Origin of the sequence: Bradyrhizobium sp. R2.2-H (assembly GCF_004346455.1) — a bacterium.
GTDB lineage: Bacteria > Pseudomonadota > Alphaproteobacteria > Rhizobiales > Xanthobacteraceae > Bradyrhizobium > Bradyrhizobium diversitatis.
This window is the reverse complement of record NZ_SMBR01000010.1, coordinates 12,641-38,854: the sequence shown is the minus strand read 5'-3', so window position 1 is coordinate 38,854 and position 26,214 is coordinate 12,641. Positions and strand designations below refer to the sequence as shown.

General features: G+C 63.4%; 19 protein-coding genes and 1 pseudogene. 8 read left to right on the top strand and 12 right to left on the bottom strand.

Going from position 1 to position 26,214, the window contains the following annotated elements:
• Window positions 1-11: 11 nt before the first annotated feature.
• On the bottom strand, window positions 12-1,052 hold the full coding sequence (locus tag EDE08_RS24860) for a LysR family transcriptional regulator (protein WP_131871591.1): 1,041 nt from the start codon (window positions 1,050-1,052) through the stop codon (window positions 12-14).
• A gap of 71 nt (window positions 1,053-1,123) precedes the next feature.
• Between EDE08_RS24860 and EDE08_RS24855 the strand changes: the two genes are divergently transcribed.
• The 5 genes from EDE08_RS24855 (at window position 1,124) to EDE08_RS24840 (ending at window position 4,722) form a co-directional block, all read left to right on the top strand.
• Complete coding sequence (locus EDE08_RS24855; RefSeq protein ID WP_165936168.1) at window positions 1,124-1,741, top strand: hypothetical protein; 618 nt, start codon at window positions 1,124-1,126, stop codon at window positions 1,739-1,741.
• Window positions 1,728-2,348 (top strand): GNAT family N-acetyltransferase, encoded by a 621-nt coding sequence (locus EDE08_RS24850; RefSeq protein WP_061876495.1) that lies wholly within the window; start codon window positions 1,728-1,730, stop codon window positions 2,346-2,348. The genes EDE08_RS24855 and EDE08_RS24850 overlap by 14 nt, the downstream gene beginning before the upstream one ends.
• Window positions 2,349-2,373: 25 nt before the next feature.
• Entirely contained in the window at window positions 2,374-2,937 is a 564-nt protein-coding gene (locus EDE08_RS24845; RefSeq protein WP_131871627.1) for an isochorismatase family protein, read from the top strand.
• 30 nt (window positions 2,938-2,967) lie between these two features.
• A complete protein-coding gene (locus tag EDE08_RS38605; protein ID WP_165936169.1) occupies window positions 2,968-3,138 on the top strand; it encodes a hypothetical protein in 171 nt (56 codons plus the stop codon).
• A 201-nt stretch (window positions 3,139-3,339) separates the two neighbouring features.
• A complete protein-coding gene (locus EDE08_RS24840; RefSeq protein ID WP_131871592.1) occupies window positions 3,340-4,722 on the top strand; it encodes an aspartate aminotransferase family protein in 1,383 nt (460 codons plus the stop codon).
• Window positions 4,723-4,866: 144 nt separating this feature from the next.
• Here EDE08_RS24840 and rnd read toward each other — a convergent pair whose 3' ends face one another.
• The 6 genes from rnd to EDE08_RS24810 all read right to left on the bottom strand — a co-directional run bounded on the left by rnd (window position 4,867) and on the right by EDE08_RS24810 (window position 12,113).
• Window positions 4,867-6,015 (bottom strand): ribonuclease D, encoded by a 1,149-nt coding sequence (gene rnd, locus EDE08_RS24835; protein ID WP_131871593.1) that lies wholly within the window; start codon window positions 6,013-6,015, stop codon window positions 4,867-4,869.
• Window positions 6,016-6,426: 411 nt separating this feature from the next.
• Window positions 6,427-7,758, bottom strand: coding sequence for an ABC transporter substrate-binding protein (locus EDE08_RS24830; protein ID WP_131871594.1), 1,332 nt, complete (start codon window positions 7,756-7,758; stop codon window positions 6,427-6,429).
• Window positions 7,759-7,769: 11 nt separating this feature from the next.
• Window positions 7,770-8,639, bottom strand: coding sequence for a carbohydrate ABC transporter permease (locus EDE08_RS24825; protein WP_131871595.1), 870 nt, complete (start codon window positions 8,637-8,639; stop codon window positions 7,770-7,772).
• Window positions 8,636-9,586, bottom strand: coding sequence for a carbohydrate ABC transporter permease (locus tag EDE08_RS24820; protein WP_131871596.1), 951 nt, complete (start codon window positions 9,584-9,586; stop codon window positions 8,636-8,638). Before EDE08_RS24820 ends, EDE08_RS24825 begins: the two co-directional genes overlap by 4 nt.
• Window position 9,587: 1 nt before the next feature.
• Window positions 9,588-10,436: a phosphodiesterase gene (locus tag EDE08_RS24815; protein ID WP_131871597.1), complete on the bottom strand. Its 849-nt coding sequence runs from the start codon at window positions 10,434-10,436 to the stop codon at window positions 9,588-9,590.
• A 204-nt stretch (window positions 10,437-10,640) separates the two neighbouring features.
• On the bottom strand, window positions 10,641-12,113 hold the full coding sequence (locus EDE08_RS24810; protein ID WP_131871598.1) for a protein adenylyltransferase SelO: 1,473 nt from the start codon (window positions 12,111-12,113) through the stop codon (window positions 10,641-10,643).
• A gap of 196 nt (window positions 12,114-12,309) precedes the next feature.
• On the opposite strand from EDE08_RS24810, the gene aspS reads away from it, so the two are divergent.
• Window positions 12,310-14,082 (top strand): aspartate--tRNA ligase, encoded by a 1,773-nt coding sequence (gene aspS, locus EDE08_RS24805; RefSeq protein WP_131871599.1) that lies wholly within the window; start codon window positions 12,310-12,312, stop codon window positions 14,080-14,082.
• Window positions 14,083-14,252: 170 nt separating this feature from the next.
• Here the strand turns inward: aspS and EDE08_RS24800 are convergent, their stop codons facing one another.
• Window positions 14,253-16,217: an aq_1923 C-terminal domain gene (locus tag EDE08_RS24800; protein WP_131871600.1), complete on the bottom strand. Its 1,965-nt coding sequence runs from the start codon at window positions 16,215-16,217 to the stop codon at window positions 14,253-14,255.
• A 247-nt stretch (window positions 16,218-16,464) separates the two neighbouring features.
• Between EDE08_RS24800 and EDE08_RS24795 the strand changes: the two genes are divergently transcribed.
• Window positions 16,465-18,771, top strand: a complete 2,307-nt coding sequence (locus EDE08_RS24795) for an NADP-dependent malic enzyme (protein ID WP_131871601.1) — start codon at window positions 16,465-16,467, stop codon at window positions 18,769-18,771.
• Between the two features lie 296 nt (window positions 18,772-19,067).
• Entirely contained in the window at window positions 19,068-19,520 is a 453-nt protein-coding gene (locus EDE08_RS24790; protein WP_131871602.1) for a DoxX family protein, read from the top strand.
• Window positions 19,521-19,523: 3 nt separating this feature from the next.
• On the opposite strand, the pseudogene EDE08_RS24785 reads toward EDE08_RS24790, so the two are convergent.
• From EDE08_RS24785 to EDE08_RS24770, 4 genes and pseudogenes are all read right to left on the bottom strand, one after another.
• Window positions 19,524-20,417: pseudogene (locus EDE08_RS24785) on the bottom strand (helix-turn-helix domain-containing protein); the annotation flags it as partial.
• Window positions 20,418-20,676: 259 nt separating this feature from the next.
• Window positions 20,677-21,195, bottom strand: a complete 519-nt coding sequence (locus EDE08_RS24780) for a tetratricopeptide repeat protein (RefSeq protein WP_131871604.1) — start codon at window positions 21,193-21,195, stop codon at window positions 20,677-20,679.
• Window positions 21,196-21,258: 63 nt separating this feature from the next.
• Window positions 21,259-25,833 (bottom strand): RHS repeat-associated core domain-containing protein, encoded by a 4,575-nt coding sequence (locus EDE08_RS24775; RefSeq protein ID WP_131871605.1) that lies wholly within the window; start codon window positions 25,831-25,833, stop codon window positions 21,259-21,261.
• A gap of 62 nt (window positions 25,834-25,895) precedes the next feature.
• A complete protein-coding gene (locus tag EDE08_RS24770) occupies window positions 25,896-26,201 on the bottom strand; it encodes an RHS repeat domain-containing protein (protein WP_131871606.1) in 306 nt (101 codons plus the stop codon).
• Window positions 26,202-26,214: the final 13 nt, after the last annotated feature.

Sequence of the window (26,214 nt, the reverse complement as noted above, 5' to 3'; positions counted from 1 at the left end):
CTCGTCCACGCTCAGGTCGGTGTTGCCGCGACATAGCCCGCCAATCCAAACCCCTCGCGTGCGGCCGTCATCATCGGCACCAGCGCATTCGGATGGATGAACTCGTCGCGGAAGCAGGGATAGGTCCTGGCGTCGAAGATCTTCTTCAGCCAGTCGACCACAACCTTGTGACGCTCGGAGGTGCGGAACTCCCTGTGATAGGTGAGCCAGAGATCGGCGTGGTGGCTGACGCCGAGATCGACGGCAACGAGCGACGCACCGAGTGCGATCGACACCGTCGGCAGGAAGCCGATGCCGGCGCCGCGTTCGACGGCATAGAGCACGCCGACCGACGAATTGGTCTTGATCCCGACGATGCCCTCGAGCGAGTTCAGCCCGAGCACACGGGCATAGGCGCCGTCGTCGACCTGCGGCGCGCTCTGCTTGATGATGCGGTGGTTCTTCAATTCGGCGAGCGTTGTCGGCACGCCGTAGAGAGTCTCGTACTCCTTGGAGACGAAGGGATAGATGTGGAGACGGCCGAGCTTGGCGACGATCAGATCGGGATTGGTCGGCGGCTCGAGCTGGATCGCGATATCGGATTCGAGCCGCGCGACGTCGGCCTGCTCCATCGCGCAGCGCAGGTCGACCGTGATCTTGCGGTAGGTCTTCTGGAAGTCGATCAGTCGCGGCAGGATCCAGAAATTCCCGGGGCCTTCCGTCACCGCGACGCGCACGGTGCCCGAGGTGTCGTTCGACAATCGCGAGGCGCGGCGGAAGATGTTGAAGGCATGACGCTCCATATGCGCAACGTCGGCGATCATTGCGGTGCCTTCATCGCTGAGCGTGAGTCCGCTCTGGTCGCGCAGGAACAGCTTGCACCCGATCCTCTCTTCGAGCCGATCGACGCGGCGCATCAAGGTCGTGGAGGTGAGCCCGAGCTCTTCGGCCGCATTGCGGAAACTTTTATATTTTGCGCACGCTAAAAACAGCTTCAAATCATCCCAGGACGCATCCAGGGCTTCTTCACGGTGCTGCATCATCGCAGCACCCCGGTGCAATAACTGCTGCATACTCCTGATCCCCAACCGCTAAGCTCATCATCATAGCGGGGCACGAAAGCCTCGAACGATAGAGGCGTGATATGAGTATGGAAAGGGGCTCGTTTGCCGCAAGGCACGATTTCGATGCCTTGCCGCTGAGCCCGGATGTCGACGTGCGCTGTGCGCAATTCTCCGAAATTGCGGCGCTTTCGGATATGGCGCATCGGCTGGTGCCGGGCGTGCAGATCGGCGCAGCGGAGCTTGCGAGGTACTTCACATTCGATCCTCAAAGCATCCTGACGTTCAGCCGGAAGGGCCGCCTCGTCGGCGGCATGGCTTTCCTGTTTCTCAATGATCGCGGACACGATGCGCTGCTGCTCGACGAGATCTGCCTCACCGCGCCCGAGACCCGCCATCTCGCGTCCGCGGACGAAAACGTCGCGGCCATCTACATCTGGGCGATCGCGGCGACGGGGCGCGGCATCGCCGGTCTCGGCAAGGCCGCGGCTCATCTGCGACAGATAAGGTTTCGCGGCGCGGATTGCTATGCGCAGCCGTCAACGGAGGCCGGACGCGACATCATGAAGGCGACGGGCTTTGCGCCCGTCCCGAGCTTCCAACCCGACCTTTGGTGCTACGAGCGTCCCTGGCATCGGCAGCCGATGCGCATGCCAGGCGCGATCATCCAATCAAGGAGCTTTGCAGATGCACGGTACTAGGATTCCTCTCGCCAAGCCCTGTTCCCGCGCCATCACCATCCGTCTCGCGCGCGATCCGAACGATCTCATGCTGGTGACCGCCATCCGCTCGGCGGTCTATCTCGCCGAGCAGGATTGTCCGTTCGAGGAGGAGTTCGACGGCAACGACATGGTCGCCGCGCATTTCATCGGCTTCGTCGGCAACGAGCCTGCGGGCTGCCTGCGGGTGCGGTTCTTCGGCGATTTCGCCAAGGTGGAGCGGCTCGCGGTGCGTCACCAATATCGGCGCTCGCGCGTCTCGTTCAAGTTGGTGCAGGCCAGCGTCGACTATGTGAAGCGCAAGGGCTTTCGCAAGATCTACGGCCAGGCGCAGGACCGGCTGGTCGATTTCTGGGCCCATTTCGGCGCCAAGCCGCTCGGTCACAACCGCAAGATCACGTTCTCGGATTTCTCCTACACAGAAATGTTGCTGGAGATCGAGCCGGGCCCGGACGCCATCACGCTGGAGAGCGATCCCTATGTGATCATCCGTCCCGAGGGCGATTGGGACCGGCCGGGCGTGCTTGATGCCTCCGCGGGGCGGGCGGTGACCTCACCGCTGCGGGACCTCGCATTTGCCGACCGTTGAAACTGGTGCAGCTGCGCGCAACGAGATGCTGGCTTCCATGCAAGAAGATCCGCCGATACTGGTCTGTGCGGATCTTCAGGTCGAATATCTGACCCCCGGCCGTCGCCATGTCGTCCTCGACGGCGATGCGGTGACGGCGCGTTGCCTGGAACTTCTCACGCTGTGGCGCAGCAATTTGTGGCCGGTCATGCACCTGAAGCGCATCGCGCAGGCGGCCTGGTTCAATCCGGCATCCGGGCTGACCGATTGGATCGCGGAAACCAGGCCGCGGCCGGGGGAGATGACGTTCGAGCACCCGCTGCCGTCCGCCTACAGCTCGTCGCGGTTTGTAGACTACATGTCCAGTATCCGCACCACGCGCTGCATTCTGATCGGCTTTTCCCTGGACGAGACTATCCTGGCCACCGCCGTCGACGGGTTTCATCGCAGCCATCGCTACCAGGTGGTCACTGACGCCGCGGCCTGCCGGCAGCCGGGCGCGGACGATGCCGCCGCCTACAGGGATGCGGTAGTGAATGTCATCGGAAATTTTGCTACACTGCAGTCCAGCGCCGAACTGATCAGAACCAGCGGCGCCGTTGCGGTGTAGGCGTCCGCAACCGGCGGATGGGGTGAGAGATTGTCACGGGGAGAGGAGCTCAAGGAGCTGGCGAGCGATCTTTCGCGTGCCGCCGAGAGGGCGCGCAGGCTTGGGCTGCCCACGACACTCTACTTGCTCTCGATGGCGCTGGTGGAGGTGAGGGAAGCCGGCGCCGTCGCCGACGATGGTGGCGACGACGGCGCGGCGTGAGAGCTGCCACCGTGCGGCTCTGTGATGTGCGGTTCTGTCATGTGCGGATTTGTGACATGCGGCTTTGTGCATCGCTGCTGAGCGTTTGCTGCCGACGAATTGGCGTTGCATGTTTTGCGCTGTCGCAATAGCCAAGGTACTTGCCATCAAGTGATGACGCCGGCTCTGCCTGCGACGTGACGCTTTCAAGGATCTTCGCAAATGTCCATGCTGCCCAATTCGCAAGAGGCCCGGGATGTGGCCTATCAGCTCCATCCCTACACCAACGCGCGCACGCATCAGCAGGCCGGCCCCCTCGTGATCGAGCGCGGCGAGGGGCCTTATGTCTTCGACGCGACGGGCAAGCGCTATTTCGAAGCGATGGCGGGCCTCTGGAGCGTCGGGCTCGGCTTCAACGAGAAGCGGCTGGTCGAGGCGGCGCACAAGCAGATGCAGGCGCTGCCATTCTACCACACCTTCTCCGCCAAATCGCACGGGCCCTCGATCGACCTCGCCGAGAAGCTGGTCGCGCTCGCGCCTGTTACGATGAGCAAGGTGTTCTTCACCAATTCCGGCTCTGAGGCGAACGACACGGTGTTGAAGCTGATCGCCTATCGCTCCAACGCGCTCGGTCAGCCCCAGCGCAAGAAGGTGATCAGCCGCCTGCGTGCCTATCACGGCGTCACCATCGCCTCCGCGAGCCTCACCGGCCTTCCGAACAACCACCGCTCGTTCGACCTGCCGCTGCCGAACATCCTGCACACGGGCTCGCCGCATTTCTACAAGGACGGCGCCCCCGGCGAGAGCGAGGAGGATTTCGCGACGCGCCGCGCCGAGGAGCTCGATGCGCTGATCCAGAAGGAGGGGCCTGACACGATCGCCGCCTTCTTCGGTGAGCCGGTGATGGGAGCAGGCGGTGTCATCGTGCCGCCGGCGACCTATTGGGACAAGATCCAGAAGGTGTTGAAGAAGTACGACATCCTGCTGGTCGCCGACGAGGTGATCTGCGGCTTCGGCCGCACCGGCAAGATGTTCGGCTGCGAGACCTATGGCATCAAGCCGGACGCGATCGTGGTCTCCAAGCAGATCACCTCGAGCTATTTCCCGCTGTCGGCGATCATCCTCAACGACCGCATGTTCGAGCCGATCGCGGACGAGAGCAACAAGATCGGCGTGCTCGGCCACGGCTTTACCGCGGGCGGCCATCCGGTCGGCTCGGCGATTGCGCTGGAGAACCTCAAGATCATCGAGGAGCGCGGCCTGGTCGCGCATGCCGCCGAGCTCGGCGGCTACATGCAGGGCAAGCTGCGGGAGCTGGCGAGCCACCCGCTGGTCGGCGAGGTCCGCGGCGTCGGCATGATCGCAGCGCTCGAGCTCGTGCTCGACAAGGGCCGCAAGACCGCCGCCAGCACGCCGGGCGCCGTGGGCGGCATCGCCAGCCGCATGCTCCAGGAGCGCGGTGTGATCTCGCGCAACATGCTGGATGCCATCGCCATCTGTCCGCCGCTGATCACGACCAAGGCCCAGATCGACGAGCTGGTCGCCGCGATCTCGGGCGTGCTGAATGACATGAAGGGCGAGGTGGCGAAGCTGACGCCGGCGTAAGGCTCTCTCCCCGTCATTGCGAGGAGCCCGCGCGAAATCGCGAAGCGATTTTGCGCTGGCGACGAAACAATCCAGACTGTCTCCGCGGAAAGACTCTGGATTGCTTCGCTTCGCTCGCAATGACGCTGCGGAAGCAGCCGACAGCTACGCCCGCTGTACCCCGATCACGCGGCCCTTCTCGATCGCCAGTGCGAGCTCGCCGCGCTTCAGTTTCAGCGCGGCGTCGCCGAACAGCTCGCGGCGCCAGCCGCGCAAGGCCGGTACGTCCGCCTCGTCGTCCGCCGCGATCTCCTCGAGATCGTCGACGGTCGCGATGACCTTGCTTGCGACCGCATGGCGCTCCGCGGTCATCCGCAGCAGCACCTTCAGCAGCTCGACGATGGCGGCGCCGTTGGAATTGTTGCGCGGTTTTTCCAGCTTGGGCAGCTTGGCAAAGTCCCGCGCCAGCCCGCGCTCGACCGCCGCGACGATGTCCGCGCCCCATTTGGATTTCTCGAATCCTTTCGGCACCGAGCGCAGATGCGCGAGCTTCTCCAACGTGGTGGGCGCGTGGGTTGCGATGTCGGTGATCGCCTCGTCGCGCAGCACGCGGCCGCGCGGCACGTCGCGGCTCTGCGCCTCCTGCTCGCGCCAGGCCGCGACCTCCATCAGCACCGCGAGGTCCTTGGGCTTGCGCACCCGCGTCTTCAGCCGCTCCCAGGCGCGCTCCGGGTGGAAGTCGTAGGTCCTCGGCGAGGTCAGGACTTCCATCTCGATGGAGACCCATTCGCTGCGGCGGCGCTTCTTCAGGTCGGCGTCGAGCGCTGCGAACACGTCGCGCAGATGGGTGACGTCGGACACCGCGTAATGCATCTGCTCCTTGGTCAGCGGCCGGCGCGACCAGTCGGTGAAGCGGTGGGTCTTGTCCGGGCGGTGGCCGGTGACCTTCTCGACCAGCGCGTCATAGGCGATGCTGTCGCCGTAGCCGAGCACCATCGCGGCAACCTGGGTGTCGAACACCGGATGCGGGATGATATTGGCCTGGTGCCAGATGATCTCGATGTCCTGGCGGGCGGCGTGAAACACCTTCAGCACGCCCTCGTTGGCCATCAGCTCGAAGAACGGCTTGAGGTCGATCCCCTCGGCCAGGGTGTCGATGACAATAGCTTCCTCGGCGCTGGCCATCTGCACCACGCACAGCAGCGGGTAATAGGTGGTCTCGCGGAGGAACTCGGTATCGACGGTGATAACGGGGTGCTTGGCCAGCCGGCTGCAGGCAGCCGCGAGGTCAGCGGTGGTGATAATCAAATCCATGAACGGCCCATGACACGTGATATCAGCCGTTCTGCCGAAAGTGCTGTGATGTCAAGGGGCTCGATGCGAATTCGAGCCTTGCTTTTGGGCCGGAGGCGCCATTTTCCGATGAAAATCCTATTCGTAGCGGACCCGCTGCGTGGATTTTCGCGCGCAGGGCAGCGCCACCACGAGGACGCACATGGCGACCAGAGCCAGTCCCAGGAACTCAATAACCAACAGATCCACGGCGAAACCTCCAGAAACATTGGTAGATTTGTCGGGAGCACGTTGAGGGTCTGTTAATTCTCGTGGTTACCGGCGGCGTGGGCAGCCGGATGGTGGACGGGGAGTTAATGGACAGACCCGCCCAAACGAATTCGGCGCCCCGCATGACGGAGCGCCGATGTTTGTTGCCGTTGTCGGCGGTCCTTACGGCAGCTTCAGCGAGGTCTCTGCGTTGTACGGCTTGAGCGTCTCGTCGGCGGCCTTCTGCGCGGCGGCGAGGGCTTCCTTCGGCTGCTTCTTGCCGTTCAGGACCAGCATCACCTCGTCCTCGAGGTTCTTGCGGACCGGCACGGTCTTGTAGGTCGCGAACCAGGGTTTTGCGACGTCGAGCTGCTCGACGGCGGTCTTGGCGTCCGGGTTCTTGTTGAGGAATTCGACCATGTCGGGCGTCTTGTAGGCGGCCATGTTCGGCGCGAAATAGCCGGTGGCGCGGCTCCACCAGGCGCTCTTCTCCGGCGAGGTCATCCACTTGATCAGCGTCCAGGCGGCCTTCTGCTTCTCCGCTTCGAGACCGGCCGGAACGATCAGCGAGGCGCCGCCGATCGGCACGGCGTTGCGGACGTTGCGCGGGATGAAGGCGACCTTGTAATTGAACTTGGCGTTGTCGCGCACGTAAGTGAGCGAGCCCGTCGACAGCATCATCATCGCGGCATTGCCGGAGATGAAGGAGGTGCTGACGGCAGGGCCGGGCGTCGCGCCGGGCGCGTGGACCTTGTGCTTGTAGACAAGGTCGTTCCACCAGGTGAGCGCACCGAGCATCGAGGGCGTGTCGTAATAGACCTCGCCGCCGAACTCCTCGTTGTAGTAGCGCCCGCCATTGCTCATGGTGAGCGTTTCCATCATCCAGCCGCAATAGTCGTAGGCGCAGGGGATCGCGATGCCCCATTGGGTCACCTTGTCGCCCTCGCGCTTAGTCAGCTTCTTGGCCCAGTCGGTGAGCTCGGCCCAGGTCTGCGGCGGCTTGTTCGGATCAAGGCCGGCTTCCTTGGCCTTGTCGGCGTTGATGTAGAGCAGCGGCGTCGAATTGTGGAACGGCACGCCGTAGACCGAGCGGTTGATCACGGCATTGCCGTGCAGCGCCGGGAAGAACTGGCCCAGGAACTTCTCCTTGGTGGTGCCGTCCGCAGCGATCAGGCTGTCGAGATTGGTGAGCTCGTTCTCGATCTGCATGTCGAGCAGAAAGTTCGCTGACATGATCACGGCAGCCGGCGGCTTGCCGGCCTTGATCGCGGCGCGCGTCTTGATCAGCGTGTCGTCATAGGAGCCGGTGTAGACGGCGGTCGCCTTGACGCCGGGATGGGTCTCGTTGAACTCCTTGATTAACGTGCCCATGTCGCGGGCGAGCTTGCCGTCGACGGGAACGGGGAAGAAAAGGTCGATCTCGGTGGGACCTTCGGCCATCGCCGGGAAGGCGAGGGCGCCTGCCATAGTGCCTGCCATGGCAAGGCCGAGCATGAGCCTGCGGGAGAACAGCATCGGAAAATCTCCTATTTGATGCCTGAGGTGACGAAAGAGCTGATGAAGCGTTTCTGAAAGATCAGGAAGGTGACGAGCAGCGGCGCGATCACCATCAGCGTGCCCGCGGCGATGGTGCCCCAGGCCTGCGTGCCTTCGGCGGTCTTGGTGAAGACCGAGAGACCGACCGTGAGCGGCCGCTTGTCGGGCGAATTGATCACCATCAGCGGCCACAGGAAGTCGTTCCAGTGGCTGGTCACGGAGATGATGGCGAAGGCCGAGAAGCTCGGCATCGACAGCGGCACGTAGATGTGGCGGATGCGCTGGAGCAGGCTGGCGCCGTCGATCAGGGCGGCGTCTTCCAGCTCGGTCGGGATTGCCTCGAACGCCTGCCGCATCAGGAAGGTGCCGAAGGCGGAGGCGAAGAACGGCATCATCACGCCGGCGAGCGTGTCGTAGAGGCCGAGCTGCGCCACCAGCGACAGGTTCGGCACGATCAGCAGCACCGGCACCAGCATCAGCTGCATCAGGAACAGGTAGAAGATCAGCGTCTTGCCGGCGAAGTCGAGGCGGGCGAAGGCAAAGCCCGCCAGCGTGATCGTGACGAACTGCACCAGCAGGATGCCGGTGCAGATGATCGTGGTGTTGAGCGTGTAGCGCGGGAAATCGCCGATCTCCCAGGCATCCCTGACATTGTCGAGCGTCGGCTTCAGGCTCGGCATCAGTTCGGCCATGGCGTTGATGCCGTCCGAGGCCGGGCGCAGCGTCGCCACGACCATCCACAGAAACGGGATCAGCCAGACCATCGCAAGCAGCACGGTCAGCAAAAAGCCGAGCTTCGGCGTGATCTCGCCCCTTGTGGCGAGCGGGGCGTCCCTGAACAGGTGGTCGATCAGCTTCATGACCCGCCCTCGCGGTTCGCCATGGTCCGGAAGGAGAGCGCGGTGAGGCCCATCAGCGCGGCCAGCGTCAGCAGCGTCGCCGCCGAGGCCTTGCCGATGTCGTAGTGCTCCACCGCCTGCTGGTAGATGTAGAACAGCACGAGACTGGTCGAATTTGACGGCCCGCCCTGGGTCATGACGAAGACGTGGTCGACCTGCGTCACCGCGTTGAGGATCGCGATGACGGTGACGAACAGGAAGGTGGGCTTGAGCTCCGGCAGGATGATGTGGCGCAGGCGCTGATATGGGCCCGCGCCGTCGAGATGCGCGGCTTCCATCACGTCCTCGGGCACCGCCTGGAGGCCGGCGAGGAAGAACAGCATGTAATAGCCGGCGTTCTTCCAGATCGTGATGATCATGATCGCATAGAGCGCGATGTCGGGGTCGCCGAGCCAGTTCGGCAGCACCGGAAGCAGCCGGCCGATGTAGTAGTCGAGCAGGCCGACATTGGGCAGGAAGATGAACAGGAACAGCGCTGATGCCGCGACCATCGGGATCAACACCGGCAGGAACAGCGCGGCGCGCAGCGCGCTGTTCACGGCATGGGTGCGCGCAAGCGCCAGCGCGAACAGCAGCGCGAGGGCGATGCTCGGCACCGCCGTCCCCACGGCGTAGATCAGGTTGTTGACGACGGCGCCGGTAAAGGCAGGATCGGCCAGCACCGACGCGATATTGTCGAGACCGACGAAGCGCAGCGGCACCTTCGGCGTGGCGCGCTGATAGAGCGCATCGATGAGCACGCGGCCCATCGCGCCATAGGTGAACAGCGCGAGGAAGACCAGCGAAGGCAGCAGCAGCAGGTAGGCGGGCAACGAGGCTTTGAAGCGGTTGGAGAACCGCTTCAGGACGTGCAGACGCGGTGCCGCCGAAGTCGCGACCGGGAGAGCCGCGGGTTCAGCGAGGCTCATCTCATGGCGCCCGGAAATTGAGCGCGTAGTCGCGGCCGTCCACTCCTGCCGGTGGCGCGAAGGGAAAGCGCAGGCTGGTGTCGAGGAAGTCGTGGCTGTGCACGACGAGGTTCTCGTCGTCGATCAGCACGACGCCGTAGGCCGGCGGCTCGTGGCTGGCGAGGTGCGGCGCGCTCTGGTCAAGCTCGAACCAGACCTGGTGGTTGGTGCCGCGCAGGGTCGAGAACGGGATCCTGCCCCAGCTGCCGAAGATCGGCCGGTGCACATGGCCGAAGAAGAGATGGCGGATGCGCGCGCGATAAGGCGCGATCACCTCGGCGAATTCCGCGCTCTGCTTCAGCCCGATCTCGTCCATCGCGTGCACGCCGACCGGGAACGGCGGATGGTGCATGAACACGACGAGCGGCATGTCCGCGGGCGCGGCGGCCAGCGTGCTCGCCAGCCAGCCGAGGCGCTTGGCGCACATCTCGCCGGCGTGGCTGGTCTCGTCCAGGGTGTCGAGGAAGACGAACAGGCCGTGCTCGGTGGTGCGCGTGCCCTGCACGTAGCCGTTGGAATCGCGCGGCGCGGCCTTCAGCGCGTCGAGGCAGGTGACGCGCTTGTCGTGATTGCCGACCATGGCGATGTAAGGCATCTTCAGCGCGGCCATCGCCTCGGCGAAGTTGGCGTAGGACTGAGGCTCGCCCCAATGGGTGAGGTCGCCGGTCACCACAGCAAACGCAGCGTCGGACTGATGCTTGTTGATGTCGGCGATCGCCGCATCCAGCCGGGCGCGCGGGTCGAGGCCGTACAGCGTCGCGCCCGGGTTCGCCAAATGGGTATCGGTGAGGTGGATGAATTTGAAGGGCATGGCGCGCTGTCGGGACGGTTGGAGGATGGACGTCTCCGGCAAGACGACCCTGACAGGCGGTTAGAGCGCGTGTGTTTCAGTTTGATGACAGCGGTTCCCGTGCGCGGGACGTGTCCACAACGCCCGCGGGAGGAGGATGCACCGCGGAAGGCGCAATCCCTGCAGTGAACCAATTAGAGATGGTGGTGCGCGGTCGCGCCCGCCTCACGTCCCACAAAACGTCTGCAGCACCCGCTGGTCCGGCAGCGGCGGATCGGCGTAGGCGGCGTAGTCCGGCTGGTCATCGAACGGCCTCGCCAGCACCTTCACCAATTCCTCGAACGGTGTGTAATCGTCATCGTTCACCGCGGCCTGGATCACCGCCTCGACGCGGTGGTTGCGCGGGATGAACATCGGATTGACGGCGTGCATGGCCGCTTGCCGCTCCGCCGCGGTCTGCGGTTCGAGCGCGATGCGCGCATGCCAGCGTCCGGCCCACTCGTCGAATGCGCCGGGCTCCATGAACTGCGCGCGCGCGTCGGCTGCGTCGCCGGCTGCGGCGTCACCGAGCTTGCGGAAGGTGAGGGTGAAGTCGGCCTGGTTCTTGGCCATGGCGTCGAGCAGGTCCTGGATCAGAGCCTCGTCGCCGTCGCGCTCGGTGAACAGGCCGACCTTCCTGCGCAGGCCGGCCTGATAGGCCGCGCTGAACTGGTCGGAGAAGGCGCCGAGAATGTCCTGGGCTTCTGCAACCGCCTTCTCCTGCTCGTCCGAGAACAACGGCAGCAGGCATTCGGCAAGCCGCGTCAGATTCCACAAGCCGATGCGCGGCTGGTTGGCATAGGCATAGCGGCCCATCTCGTCGATCGAGGAAAACACCTGCGCGGGATTGTAGGCATCCATGAAGGCACAGGGACCGTAGTCGATGGTCTCACCCGAGATCGATGAGTTGTCGGTGTTCATCACGCCATGGATGAAGCCGACCAGCAGCCAGCGCGCCACGAGCTCGGCCTGGCGCGCGACGACGCTCGCGAGCAGGTCGTGATAGGGGCGCGCGGCCTGCAGCAACTCCGGATAGTGCCGGGCGATGACGTGGTCGGCGAGCCGGCGCACCGCCTCGGTGTCGCGGCGGACGGCGAAGAACTGGAAGGTGCCGACGCGGATATGGCTGGAGGCGACTCGGGTCAGCACCGCGCCGGGCAGCGCGGTCTCGCGGATGACGTGTTCGCCGGTGACGACGGCGGCAAGCGAGCGCGTGGTCGGGATGCCCAGCGCGTGCATCGCCTCGCTGACGATGTATTCGCGCAGGACCGGACCCAGCGCGGCGCGGCCGTCGCCGCGGCGGGAGAACGGGGTCGGGCCGGAGCCCTTCAACTGGATGTCGCGGCGGATGCCGTCCTTGTCGATGACCTCGCCGAGCAGGATGGCGCGGCCGTCGCCGAGCTGGGGCACGAAATGCCCGAACTGGTGGCCGGCATAGGCCATGGCGATGGGATCGGCTCCGGCCGGAACCGACTTGCCGGCCAGGATCTCGGCACCCTCAGGGGTTTCAAGCAGGTCCGGATCGAGCCCAAGCTGAATTGCCAGTGGCCGGTTCAGCTTGATCAGCCGGGGCGCGGCGACCGGGGTCGGTGCGACGCGGGCAAAGAAGCTGTCCGGCAGCGCCGAATAGGAGTTCTGGAAGGGGAAATGTACCGTCATAGGCTCAAGATAGGGCTGGAACGCCTGATGGCAAAGCCTTGCCCTCTGATAAGCCAAAAATGGCGGTTCGGGTCCAAAACAGGCATTTCCCTTGGTTGCCGCCTTGGGTCGCGTCGGGTAAACCCTGCCGCAATCTCGGACCGGCCATGACAGACGGTCCGATTCGCTTCCTTCAGACATTGATTTTGGGACGACCATGCATCGCTACCGGTCACATACATGCGGCGCGCTCCGCGAGGGCAACATCGGCGAGACGATCCGCCTCTCGGGCTGGGTCCATCGCGTTCGCGACCATGGCGGCGTGCTGTTCATCGACCTGCGCGACCATTACGGCCTGACCCAGTGCGTGGTCGATCCGGACTCGCCGGCGTTCTCGCTGGCCGAAAAGCTGCGCTCGGAATTCGTGGTCAAGATGGACGGCAAGGTCCGCCGTCGCCCCGAGGGCACCGACAATGACGATCTGCCGACCGGCAAGGTCGAGGTCTATGTCAGCGAGATCGAGGTGCTGGGCCCGGCCGGCGACCTGCCGCTGCCGGTGTTCGGCGATCAGGAATATCCCGAAGACATCAGGCTCAAATATCGGTTCCTGGACCTGCGTCGCGAGAAGCTGCACCAGAACATCATGACGCGCGTCGAGATCATCAAGTCGATGCGTCGGCGCATGGAGGGGCAGGGCTTCTTCGAGTTCAACACGCCGATCCTGACCGCGTCCTCGCCGGAAGGCGCACGCGACTTCCTGGTGCCCTCGCGCATCCATCCCGGCAAGTTCTACGCACTGCCGCAGGCGCCGCAGCAGTACAAGCAGCTCTTGATGATGTCGGGTTTCGATCGCTATTTCCAGATCGCGCCCTGCTTCCGCGACGAGGACCCGCGCGCCGACCGCCTGCCGGGCGAGTTCTACCAGCTCGACGTCGAGATGAGCTTTGTCACGCAGGAAGACGTGTTCGCGGCGATGGAGCCGGTGATCACCGGCGTGTTCGAGGAATTCGCCAAGGGCAAGCCGGTGAGCAAGAACTGGCGCCGCATTCCGTTCGCCGAGGCGCTGCGCAAGTACGGCAGCGACAAGCCGGACCTGCGCAACCCGATCGAGATGCAGGACGTCTCCGAGCATTTCCGCGGCTCCGGCTTCAAGGTGTTCGCGCGCATGCTGGAAGCTCCCAAGAACCAGGTCTGGGCAATCCCGGCGCCGGGCGGCGGCTCTCGTGCGTTCTGCGACCGCATGAACTCCTGGGCGCAGGGCGAGGGCCAGCCCGGCCTCGGCTACATCATGTGGCGCGAGGGCGGCGAGGGCGCAGGTCCCCTCGCCAACAATATCGGGCCCGAGCGCACTGCCGCGATCCGCGCGCAGCTCGGCACCAAGGAAGGCGATGCCGCTTTCTTCGTCGCCGGCGATCCCGACAAGTTCTGGAAATTTTCGGGTCTTGCCCGCAACAAGGTCGGCGAAGAGTTGAACCTCACCGACAAGGAGCGGTTCGAGCTCGCCTGGATCGTCGACTTCCCGATGTACGAGTACAACGAGGACGACAAGAAGGTCGACTTCTCGCACAACCCGTTCTCGATGCCGCAAGGCGGCCTGGAGGCGCTGAAGGGCCAGGACCCGCTGACCATCAAGGCGTTCCAGTACGACATCACCTGCAACGGCTACGAGATCGCCTCGGGCGGCATTCGCAACCACGTGCCGGAAGCGATGGTAAAGGCGTTCGAGATCGCAGGTTACGGCGAGCAGGAAGTGGTCGACCGCTTCGGCGGCATGTACCGCGCCTTCCAGTACGGCGCCCCGCCGCATGGCGGCATGGCCGCGGGTGTCGACCGCATCGTGATGCTGCTCTGCGGCACCACGAATCTGCGCGAGATCTCGCTGTTCCCGATGAACCAGCAGGCCATGGACCTCCTGATGGGCGCGCCCTCGGAAGCCACTACCAAGCAGCTCCGCGAGCTGCACATCCGGGTGAACCTGCCGCAGAAGTGATGTTCTTGCCTCTCCCCGCGTGCGGGGAGAGGCCGGATCGCATCGAAGATGCGATCCGGGTGAGGGGGACTCTCCGCGAGTCCAACTCTGACCGTGATTGCGGAAGCTGCCCCTCACCCCAACCCTCTCCCCGTAAGAACGGGGCGAGGGAGCGCACCGCCGCCGCGGGCCTACAGTCCCGTCGACGCCTCGATCCGGAACTGCGCCAGCGCGCTCTGCGGGTCGGTTTGCGAGAGCTGCACCAATTGCATCAGCGGCACCTTGGCGCGGGGCGTCAGCTTGATGGTCAGCGTCTGCCCCGGCGTTTCCACGAATCCGGCGAGCGCGTCGACCGCGCCCCTGGCATCGCCGTTGGTCCCTGCGATCTTCTCGCCTTGCGCCCTGATCATCGCGACGATGGCGCTGCGGGCGGCATCGCGGCTGACGTTCTGCATGCGTGCGAACTGCGCCACGACGAGATCGACCACGCCGCCGTCACGCAGCGAGGCCTCGAGCGCGCCGGTTTCGACCTGCGCTGCCTGACCCATCGCCTGCGCCGGATCGGTCGTGAACAGGCCGCGCGGCACATTGGCGAGCGCGATGCGGGCCTGCAGCCTGGCGAGGCTGCCGAGATCGAGCGTGGCCGGCGCCAGCGCGAACGCGCCCGACGATTCCGTCCAGGCCGCGCCGAGATCCAGATCGATCGCCAGCTTGTCCACGCCCGCCATGATCAGCGGCTGCAGCGCCGGATTGGCGGGATCGGTCGGCGCGACCATCTTCACGACCAGATTGGCCGTGCTCGGGATCGGTCCGACGAACTGCCCCCAGTTCAGGCTGATCGTATCAATGGTGAAGAGCTGCCGCGTCGTCTTGTACGGCGAGACCACGCCCTTGATCTCGGCGCCCTGGAGCACGCGGAACAAGCCGACCATCTGATCGGGCGAGGGCGGCCGTCCCGGCGTTTGGAGACTCGCCGCCCAGCGCATCAGATTTGCCGCGCTGAAGGACTTCAACGCGAAGCGGTCCATCTTGAGCTGGCCCTGCGGCATCGGGATGTCGAGGCCCTCCAGCGCTATTCTGTCCTGATCGTATTTGACCGCGTTGAGCCGCCCCGTTCCTTGCGGCGTCTCGACCGTTTGCCGGCCAATTTCGGCCTTGCCGATCTGAAAGCCTTCGAAGAAATCAGCCACTTTCGCGATCATGTCGCGCGACTGCGCCGGCGTTGGGATCGAGCCGTCGGCCGGCATCAGCGCGATGATCTCGGCCGGCCGGAATTTCGAGGGCCGGATGGCAATGTCGTCGAAGGTGAAGCCGTCCACCTGCATGCGCATGCCGGGAGCCGCCGTCACGACATAGGAGTTGACCGAGATGCGCCGATAAATCCTGTGAAAATTGTCGTCGTTCGATCCTTGCGGATCGAGCGCGGCCCTCACGGCGGTTGGGTCGAATTCGTAGATGGCCAGGCCGGACAATTCGCCGGTCATCTTCGCGGGCCTGCCCGGCTGGCCCAGGTCGACCGTAAAGGCGACGCGGTCCATCTTCGCCGTCTCGATCTTGCCCCGGTTGAGGTTCTGGATAGATAGACCCGAATAGACATAATCACCGCCGCCCGGATTACTGCCCGCATCGACGTTGACCGCGAGGGTCGGCACCGCGATCTCCGATGCCGAGATGGTCGCGTATTGCGCGAGGATGAAGCGGTACGTGTCGATGATCGAGCCGGTCACCGGCGTGCCGTCTGCGCGGGTCGGGCCGGAAAAATCGCGCGCGGTGATCTGCGGGATCTTGTAGTTCGCCTTCACGGTGATCCGCTCGGTGTATGTGAAGCCGACCTCGACCCCCGATGCCTCGACGCTGTCGGCCGAGAAACGGGCCTCGTCCGGCTGGCGCACACCGACGGCCGTGATCCTGGCGACCTTCAAGGTGGCGAACTGCGCCTGGCCCGGCTCAACTGCAATGTCCTCGATCGTCAGCGTCCGGGTCGCGAGCGCGAATGTGATCTTGCCATGGCTCGCCTTGCCGCCGCCCGAGCGCATCTGCGCGAACACCGCCTCAACCTCGCTGGTCGCCCGGTGCTGGACGTAGAGATTGAAGCCGAACCATCCGCCGGCGCCGAGCACGGCTGCCATGATCAGGCCGATCAGGATTCGCTTCATTCCCGGCTCCAGTTGCTCGTTCTACACCGCGCAACCTGCCATATTCGGCAAACGCCGCACGGTCCAGGGAAAGCTATGGTTTTCAAATGCTTGACGGAGCGCCCTGTTGATGGTGGCGCAATCGGATGTTGCCACCGGGGCACCCGGCGTGCTTCATCCCGTTTCCATGACCCGGAAATACCGTTTCGCTTGGGCGGCAGCTCCGGATCATGCATTTTGATGCCGGTAACGTGAGGCGAGACTCCGCATGTCGTCCTATTCTGATGATCTCCACCAGGCGGCGCTGGCCTATCATCGTCTGCCGCGCCCCGGAAAGCTCGAGATCCAGGCGAGCAAGCCGCTTGCCAACCAGCGCGATCTCGCGCTGGCCTATTCTCCGGGCGTTGCCGCCGCCTGCACCGAGATCGCCAAGAACCCTGCCGAGGCGGCCTCGCTCACCACCCGCGCCAACCTGGTCGCGGTGGTCTCCAACGGCACCGCGGTGCTCGGCCTCGGCAATATCGGCCCGCTGGCCTCCAAGCCGGTGATGGAAGGCAAGGCGGTCCTGTTCAAGAAATTCGCCGGCATCGACGTGTTCGATATCGAGATCGCCGCCGACACCATCGACCGTGTGGTCGAGACGGTGGCGGCGCTCGAGCCGACCTTCGGCGGCATCAATCTGGAAGACATCCGCGGACCGGAATGCTTCGAGATCGAGACGCGCTTGAAGGAGCGCATGAAGATCCCGGTCTTCCATGACGACCAGCATGGCACCGCCATCATCGTCGCCGCGGCGATCACCAACGGTCTCAGGCTTAACGGCAAGAAGCTGCCGGAGGTCAAGATCGTGGCCTCGGGGGCAGGGGCCGCCGCGCTCGCCACGCTGAACTTGCTCGTCTCGATGGGCGCGCAGCGGAAGAACATCTGGGTATGCGACATCGACGGTCTCGTGCATGAGGGGCGCAATACCTCGATGGACCGATGGAAGGCGGTCTATGCCCAGAAGACCGACAAGCGCACGCTCGCCGACGTCATCGGCGGCGCCGATATCTTCATCGGGCTCTCGGCACCCGGCGTGCTCAAGCCCGAGATGGCCAAGGCGATGGGCGACAAGCCCCTGATCATGGCCCTTGCCAATCCCGTGCCGGAGATCATGCCGGAAGAGGCGCGAAAGGCGCGTCCCGACGCCATGATCTGCACCGGCCGCTCGGACTATCCGAACCAGGTCAACAACGTCCTCTGCTTTCCCTTCATCTTCCGCGGCGCGCTCGACGTCGGCGCCACCGCGATCAACGAGGAGATGAAGCATGCCGCCGTCGAGGCCATCGCGCAGCTCGCGCGCGAGGCGCCGTCGGATGCCGTCGCGCAGGGTTTTGACACGGGCGAGACCCAGGGCTTCGGCCCGGGCTCGCTGATCCCAAGTCCGTTCGACCCGCGCCTGATTCTGCGCATCGCGCCGGCAGTGGCCAAGGCGGCGATGGAGTCGGGTGTCGCGACGCGGCCCATCACCAATTTCGACGAGTACACTGCGCTGCTCGAGCGCTTCGCCTTCCGCTCCGGCCTCGTCATGAAGCCGATGTTCGCCAAGGCCAAGACCCAGCCGGTGCGGGTGATCTATGCCGAAGGCGAGGACGAGCGCGTGCTGCGCGCGACGCAGGTCGTGCTGGAGGAGAACCTGGCCCGGCCGATCCTGGTGGGCCGTCCTTCGGTCGTGGAGGCGCGCATCAAGCGCTTCGGGCTCTCGATCCGCGCCGGCAAGGACTTCGACCTGGTCAATCCCGAGGACGATCCGCGCTACCGCTCCTATGTGCAGTCCTACGTCGAGGTCGCCGGGCGCCGCGGCGTCACGCCGGATGCCGCCCGCACGGTGGTGCGCACCAACAACACCGTGATCGCCGCGCTCGCGGTGACGCGTGGCGAGGCGGATGCCATGCTTTGCGGCGTCGAGGGCCGCTACATGAGCCATCTGCGCCATGTCCGCGAGATCATCGGCTTCTCGCCTGATATCAGCGACTACGCGGCGCTTGCGCTGCTGATCACCAGCAAGGGCGCCTTCTTCATCGCCGACACGCAGGTTCGGCCCAACCCGAGCGCGGAAGAGCTCGCGGAGATCGCATCGCTCGCCGCGGTCCACGTGCAGCGCTTCAACATCAAGCCGAAGATTGCCTTCGTCTCGCACTCGGATTTCGGCAGCTACGACACCGAATCCTCGCGCAAGATGCGGCGGGCGACCCAGCTGTTGAAGGAGAAGCATCCGGAGATCGAGGCCGACGGCGAGATGCAGGGCGATACCGCACTCTCCGCCGCCGCGCGAAGGATGGTGCTGCCGCACTCCAAGCTGGAGGGCGAGGCCAACATCCTGATCATGCCGACCCTCGACACCGCCAACGTCGCCTATCAGATGATCAAGTCGCTGGCGGACGCGCTCCCCGTCGGCCCGATCCTGGTCGGCCCGGCGCACCCCGCGCATATCCTGACGCCGTCGGTGACCGCGCGCGGCATCCTCAACATGACGGCTGTTGCCGTCGTCGAAGCCCAGGAGCGGGCAGCCCGGCAGCCGACGTTGTTTACCTGAGACGGTCGCCGACGCTGCTTCGCCTCTCCCCGCGCGCGGGGAGAGGCCGGAATTTGCGACAGCAAATTCCGGGTGAGGGGGAGTCTCCGCGAATCCAGCTCTCACCGCGATTGCGGAAGCAGCCCCTCACCCCAACCCTCTCCCCGTAAGAACGGGGCGAGGGAGCGCAGCGCCCGAGCCTCTCGATCTCAATCTTTTCAAAACGGTTCTCCATTTCCCCGTTTGTAAACCGGCGCACGACTCTTCATAATCTCTTCAAGCGTTCCGTGCTGTAGCGCTTTGCCAAGAGGCCGATCATGCCAGCGTTCGTGACTTTCGGGCGAATCCTGTTCGCCGTGCTGTTCGTATACACGGGCGCGACCAAGCTCTTTGCCATCCAGGCGACCGCCGACTTCATCGCAACCAGGGTCGTGGTGCCCGATGTCGTCGCGCCTTACGCCCAGCAGGTCGAGAGCGCGACCGCGATGTCCACGCCGCAGCTGCTGGCGATCGCGGTCGGCGGACTCGAGGTCATCGCGGGCCTGATGATCGCGCTGAATTTCGGGGCGCGGTTCTTCGCGATGCTGATGATCATCTACCTCGCGGTTGCGACCGTGCTGTTCAACGACTTCTGGAATCAGGCGCCGCCTGACAATGCGAAGATGGTGGTCGATGCTCTGAAGAACCTCTCGATCATCGGCGCATTGTTCATGCTGATGGGATACGGCCGCACCACGCGTCCGGCCGAAGCGGCTTATGGCGACGTGTAGCGATCAATGCGCCCTCGGGGGCGCGATCTCGCGCATCCAGCGGGAAATCGTTGCGCTGCTCGTAGCATCGGTGCCGTGCTGCAGGCCGAGCAATGCGGCCTCGCGCGCTGCGCGGGGCGTAATGCCGTAGGCTGCCTTGAACGAGCGCGTGAAATGCGCGTCGGTGCCGAGCCGCCAGCGCCGCGCGACCTCGCTGATGCGCGGACCACGCGAGCCCGAATTGGCGAGATCGAAGAACGCGCGGTGCAGCCTCCGGCTGCGAATGTAGTCCGCGATGCCGCCGACAGGCGCGAACAACCGGTACAGTGAAGCCCGGGACAGGCCGAAATGGGCCGCGATCGAATTGGCCGACAGATCCTCGCTGGCAAGGCCAGCCTCGATATATTGCCGTATCCGCATCAAGGACGGGCTCGCGGCGACGGTATGGTCGGCGTCAGCGTCGCCACGTTCGAGCTCGTTGCGCAGGCACGCGGCCAGCAGCGAGACCGTGCCCTCGACCACCGATTGACATTCGTCGAGCGTCATGCGGGGCGCAAATTCGACCAGGGCGGAGAGATGTCCCGCCAGCAGCCTTGCGATCACGCTGCTGCCGGCCAGGACCAGGCCGTGCAGGTCGTCGACCCGCAAGAGATGGGTGCCGAACATCGGGCGCGGCACGACCAGCGTGACATTCTCGAAAGCCGTCGCTTTGGTCTCCAGGGTCTGGGCGAGGTCGAACAGGCAGATGTCGCCGGCGCGCACACGGATCGGCCGGGTGCCGGCGACGCCGTCATAGCCGCCCTTCAGATAGAGCTGGAGAATGATGTGGTCGACGCCGCTGCGCGCAATCGTTTCGGGGGTACGGCGGAAACGCTGGCCGCTGGCACGGCTCAGCCCGATCAGCACCGGGCCCATGGCGTCAGCGCCTGCCTTGACAGACCAATGCCGTTCGGCCGCGTTTGGAACGGAGGGGTTTCGGCTATCCCAGTTTGATTGCAGCGCTTGGTGGTTGCAGGGGATGTCGCAGCGCTTAGGAGTTGCGGCGAAGTGCTCACTATACGCCTAAGGACGCGCTCCAGCTTATAGTAACTCGAAGAGCGTGAACTGTGAATGCAGGCCGTTGCATAGTCGCAGCCGCCACGAGATGTCCGTCCTGCCGAATCGCCAGAAAGTCCTCTTACGTCACTATGCGTACGTCATTCAAATTGCGCATGCTGATCACTACGAACCGAAGCGACGCCCACAAGATCGGGAATACCGTCGTAGAGCGTCTCCAGAAGCCAAGTTCGGAAAGCCTCCATGACAAAATCTTGGATGGTATGTGGCCACTTTGCGCAGCCGCCCGAAAGTAGCGAAGGGCTTCTCTCTTGCTTATCTCGTCTCCGTTCCTGGCCAAATGCGCCGCCATCAGGTAGAGGGCAGGACCATACCCAGCGTCGCAATCGGCTTTGATGTCGTCTCCTAAGGATGCATCGCCCTCAAGATACTTCATTTTTGCTATATTGAAGCGTGCCCACTCGGGTGACCTCTCTTCCAACTGCCGAAGCAACGCGATGGCCATTGGGACATCTTTCGAAACCAGCCGCCCTTTGAAATAATCCCAAGCCAAGTGGAACAAAGCTTCGGTGTCGCCCAGGGCGGCGCGACGGCGATATTCTTCTTGCGAGCGATATTCTCGTTCAAGCGTTGTTCTCACTATGCTCCCCTCCTTAGCCAGGATGAGGACGGAGTTACTATCAGAGCCCCCTGGCGACCAAAGTTACCGCAATTTTGGCGGTGAGCGGAAGATAGGAGGCTCAGGCGGAGGGGGTGGAGGACGCAAGCCGCCGGGACCCTCCGGCGGAGGGGGCGGAGACCCTCCCCTCGTCCCCGTCGGGTTTGAAGGCGACTGAATCTCCGGCGGAGGGGGCGGAGGATTGACCGGTGCCGTTGGCGGTCCCAAAAGTAGCCCACAGATTCTTCCGATAATCGCCCAGAACTTGGGACTAGTGGGGCCGTAGACTTCGCCTGTCGGATCGGTTCCGCTCAGCGGATTGCCACCAACGTAAGGGTAAAGATTTGCAACTGAATCGCTCAATTCACCCAAGGGATCACGCGAAAGCCAACGGCCAGCGGTCGGATCGTAGACACGATATTGGGTCAAATAGAGTCCGCTATCGGCATTGTAGAACATACCCGCATAGTTGAAGTCGGTGGGCGGCGTTGTACCTTGCAGTGGACGTCCATAAGGGTCGTATCCAAGAGCTGGCGCGCTCGCCGTGCTCGCGAAGACGCGCCGCGTCGATCCGATCTGATCAGGTCCATAGTAGTAGGTCTGAGTTGGGGAGCCGGGAAGGAGTTCGCCCTCGGCGTAGTAGGCGCGAGTGGGGATGTTGCTGGCATTGCGCGCCTGGCAGATGCTGCTCCCACACCATACATAGGAGGTCGTTGTTGCGATGCCTCCCGAGAGCGTGTTTATGATTGCGGTACGCCGGTCTAGTCCATCATACGCGAACGCGGTCTGCTTACCCGGCTGTCCCGGATAGGTGATCCCGACCAGACGATTCTCGGCGTCCCAATTATAGTTGCGCTGTCCGTCTGCTAGCAGATTGCCGTTAGCATCGAACGTCAACGCTTGCCCCGAGAGATTCGTAAGTTGGTTGAGATTGTTGAAGCTTGCTGTTTGTGTCAGCGTGCTTGGATAGACGGCTGCGCTATCGCTGGTCTCGCTGATCGCGCTGATGAAGTTCTCGGACGTCGTCGAATAGCCGTAGGTGGAGAACTGGCCGGCCGTCAGGCCGATATTGCTGATACCCGCGAGACGCCGGTCTCCGCTGTTCGGCAGATAACTCCAGGCCGTCGAGAGTGTGGAGTTGGCCAGTTGTCGCTGGGTGATCTGGCTGGTTTGTCCGAGATAGCTCAGTGTGAACGCACCGAGATCGCTTGCATGACTGGCAAGACGCTCAATCGAGTCGTAATTGAACGTCTCCGCCCCAGCGCCCGCAACGGACCGAGAGGCAAGCCGGCCGAGCGCATCGTAGGTATAACCGATCGCGCTGTTAGAGAGCGGGCTACCCTCCGCCTGCAGCCGCAGGGCGCCTGGGCTGCCAGTGGGCACGTAACTATACGTCGTGACGCCAGTACCGTCAGTCATCGACACGCGGCGCTGGAAGTACGGATCATAAGAGAAAGAGACATTAGGCGTTACGTTCACCGCATTCAGGTACGTGATGGTCGCTAAGAGGTCGTCCTGCGTGTAGCCGTATTGTTTCGTCTGTCCCAGCGCATCCAGGACAGATCTAAGTCGGCTTGTCGTGTTCTCATACGTGTAGGTGACCACGCTCGTGTCCGGATATGTCTTCTGCGTGATCCGGTCTTCCACGTCGTACGACCAAGACGTGAGGTTGCTCTTAGGGTCAGTTAGACTGCTTAGTCGCCCGCTGGGGGTGTACCCGAACAGGGTATGATTGCCAGCAGGATCGGTAATCGATGTCAAACGTCGGTTTGCATTATGTGCAAAGATCCATTTGCGGAATTGTCGATCCTGGAAGGAGGCGAGATCGAGTTTGTCATAGGCATAGGTTCGGCTTGATCCGTCCGGAAACGTGACCTTCGTAATGCGGTCGGCCGCGTCATAGTCGTAGGCCGCTGTCCATCCTCCCGAGTCGGTGTAGGTCCTGACGCGATCATAAGCATCGTAAGTGAAACTGGCCGCGACGGCGTTGTTCGCGTTGAGGATAGTGATGAGATCGCCGGTTGCGTTGTATTGATAACTCGTTGTCTGACCAAGCGCATTGGTCATCGAAGTCACCTGACCAGCGGTGTTGTAGGCGAAGGTCGTGGTCTGTCCCGCCGCATCCGTAAGGAAGATCGGACGATGCTGATTGTTGTAGATGTACTGGGCGATCGTCTGTTGAACGCCGTAGGCGGTTGTTTGGCTCACCGCTGCTAGGTCGATATGATTCGAATAGGCGTATGACGTGATTCGCCCCAGCGGATCGGTAATCTGCGTCACCTTGAAATAGCCCGCCGTGTCGTACGCGACGCTGCTGAGCTGCGTCGTACCATCGTCAAGCACGCGGGCCGTCACGGTCGGCTTGACGTAACTCCCCGAGTTGTTTGAGTTGGTCTGCGCCGGATAGTTGAACCAGATGCGATTTTCGAGTGGATATTTGACGCTTTCGACCGTGGTCGATTTCTGGTTGGCGTTGCCGGCCACATGAGCAAAATGCTTGATGCGGGCCTTCGCATAGTCGCAGCCGCCGCTCGGCGTGCACCCTGCCGCGACATAGGCGCTCTTGTCCCAGTGGAAGCTGTTCCGGTAAGTGAGGTATTGATTTGTCGGCGTGACCGACATGCCGACCGGTACGGTTGCGGTTGGATCGCTGTCTGGAATGGGAGCGGGCTCGAGCCACTCCTCCCGCTCGCTGTTTCCGAGCGGATCGGTCACTTGCACGAAGCGGGGCGGAGAGCTCGTCCCCGGAGGAGTGTAGGCGAAGGTCGTCGTCCCATAAGGCGTCGTCAGTGAATTGACCAGCGAATAGGCGTCATATGTAAAGCGCGACGTTAGGCCGATGATGTCAGTGATGGAGCTTAGCCGATAGGCGGAATCATAGGTTAAGCTCGCGCTGCGGCCGAAGGGATCGGTAATATTCGTGATGAGCAGCGGGCGGGCGGTCAGGCCGTAGGTAAAGGTTGTCTGTCGACCGGTAGCATCGGTCAACGAAATGAGTCGTTGCTGACTGTCATAGTTGAGCGTGAGCGTGTTGCCCTGAGGGTCGATGACTTGGCTAAGAAATATGTTCCTTGGATAGCTCGCGCTGCCGTTGGATTGCGCATAAACCTCCACGCTCCCGTCACCCATCTGGCGGCGATATTTGATTGGCGCCGTTGATGCCAGAACAAGAATAGATCCATCGTCATTCTGCGCCGCGAACTGGCCGGTGCGGCTCTGATAGCCGCTGTAGAAATATGCGCCGCCGCCGGCGATATACCGCGACACAGTGGCACCGGGATGAGCGGGATCATCCGTCACATAGCTCAGCCAATTCAGCGTCCATTTTGGGCTGACATTGAAGAAGGTGAAAATGGCAGGCTGACTGTCTTCGCGCTGATTGTATGTGATCTGCACCTTCGCCGAAGGCCCGATCGGCGGCGAATAGCCGACCGGCGTATCGGAAAGGCTAAGACTGACTGTTGCCTCGCCGATATTGTAGGCGCACAGCGGGCAATCCGAAGGCGGTCCATTATCATCGGGTGGAGGGCCGTGTGGCGGGGACGGATTCGCCTTTGGGTCTCGCGGCCCGGGTGTGCCCGGCGGCGTCCCGGTTGTCGGTCCCTTACCCCAGACGCTAGCCGTCTCGGACGTAGAGGCATTCCGCCACTCGGCAATCTTGCTCGTACGCATGGGTACTAAGAAGTAACCACTCGCCTCCGAATCCAGAGCGGCGCGGCTCATCCAGAAATCTTGGTGTCCAAACACCGGATCATGAATGTGAAAACGCCCGTCAGCTTCACCGACGATCGTCGCGAAATGGCCGGCCTTCCAATGAACGACAGCCGGGACCGGCACCGGCTGGCTGGCTTCTCGGAAGACCAGGCGATGGGCGAAATTGGCCTTATCGGCCAGTTTCCCGACCTCGTTGAGGTTCGTGCCGTTACGGCCCGCCCGGTACCATTGCAGGAAGGCGACTTGATCAGGCTTGGCCTCTTCCGCCATCATCAGCGACTGCAGCGCGAGGGGACCGCAGGTGAAGAGATGGCCGGGGTCTTTCTCACTCAGGACTAGTTCTTCTTTGGCCGATTGCACCGCCTCGGTCGCCGACCCCGTGATCGGACGCTCGCCGATATCATCGAATAAGGCCGCCAATTCCTCATTGCGGCCGAAGGACGCATAGAGCTGTGCAAGCTCGCCTACCGCCCTGTCGATGAGCGCCTTGGCTTGAGGATCGGTCGCATCCTTCCCTTCACTCCATGCCTTTTGCCAAGCGTCGAGGGCGCGCGAAAAATAGCCGCCGTGACGATAAGAGAGGCCCAGATTGGTCCAGAGCGCCGGCGCCCAGGCGGAGTGTGGATAGCGGGACAGGAAACCGACGAAGTGGCTCACATCCTCCCGCTCCGCGCGTCGCGCGTGCGCCTCGAGAGCTTGCAGCAGAGCGTCATCCTCGGCTGCAGAAGTCGAACCGACCTTGATCAGAGGCTCGCTGAAATAGGCGCGCTGAATGGCCTCGGCGAGCGCGCCGGTCGCCTGTTCGGAATCTGCCCGTGCTGGTCCAACCGCACCCGGCGCCAGGTTCGCCAGCAGCAGCGCAACCATCGCCCCGACAAACCATACCGGCCATCTCGTTGACGTCATCGTCAATCTCCAGACCTTAACTTTCTTTTTGCACGTAGGTCAGAGTGAGCCTCGGAGATACCTCAGTGTGGCGTCCATTTGAGGTAACAGCCCCATACGCCCGCCCCCCAGTTCTGCGAGGCTGGCCCGCTGGACATCGAGTAGGACTGTGCCGTCCGGTTGCCGTTGGCATCGTAGGTGTAGACGATGCAAAGTCCGTTATTGTAGGCGGCTGATGTGACACGTCCCACCTGATCGTAGCCATAAGAGACCGAACTATCGGCCTGCCCTGCGCTCGCGATCGTGAGCGACCCAAGCACGATCAGCGCCAACGCTGTCGTGGCTCGCACACGCGCCGCAACACGCACGTCCTTCTGAGCTTCGGCCATCTGATCCTCCAAC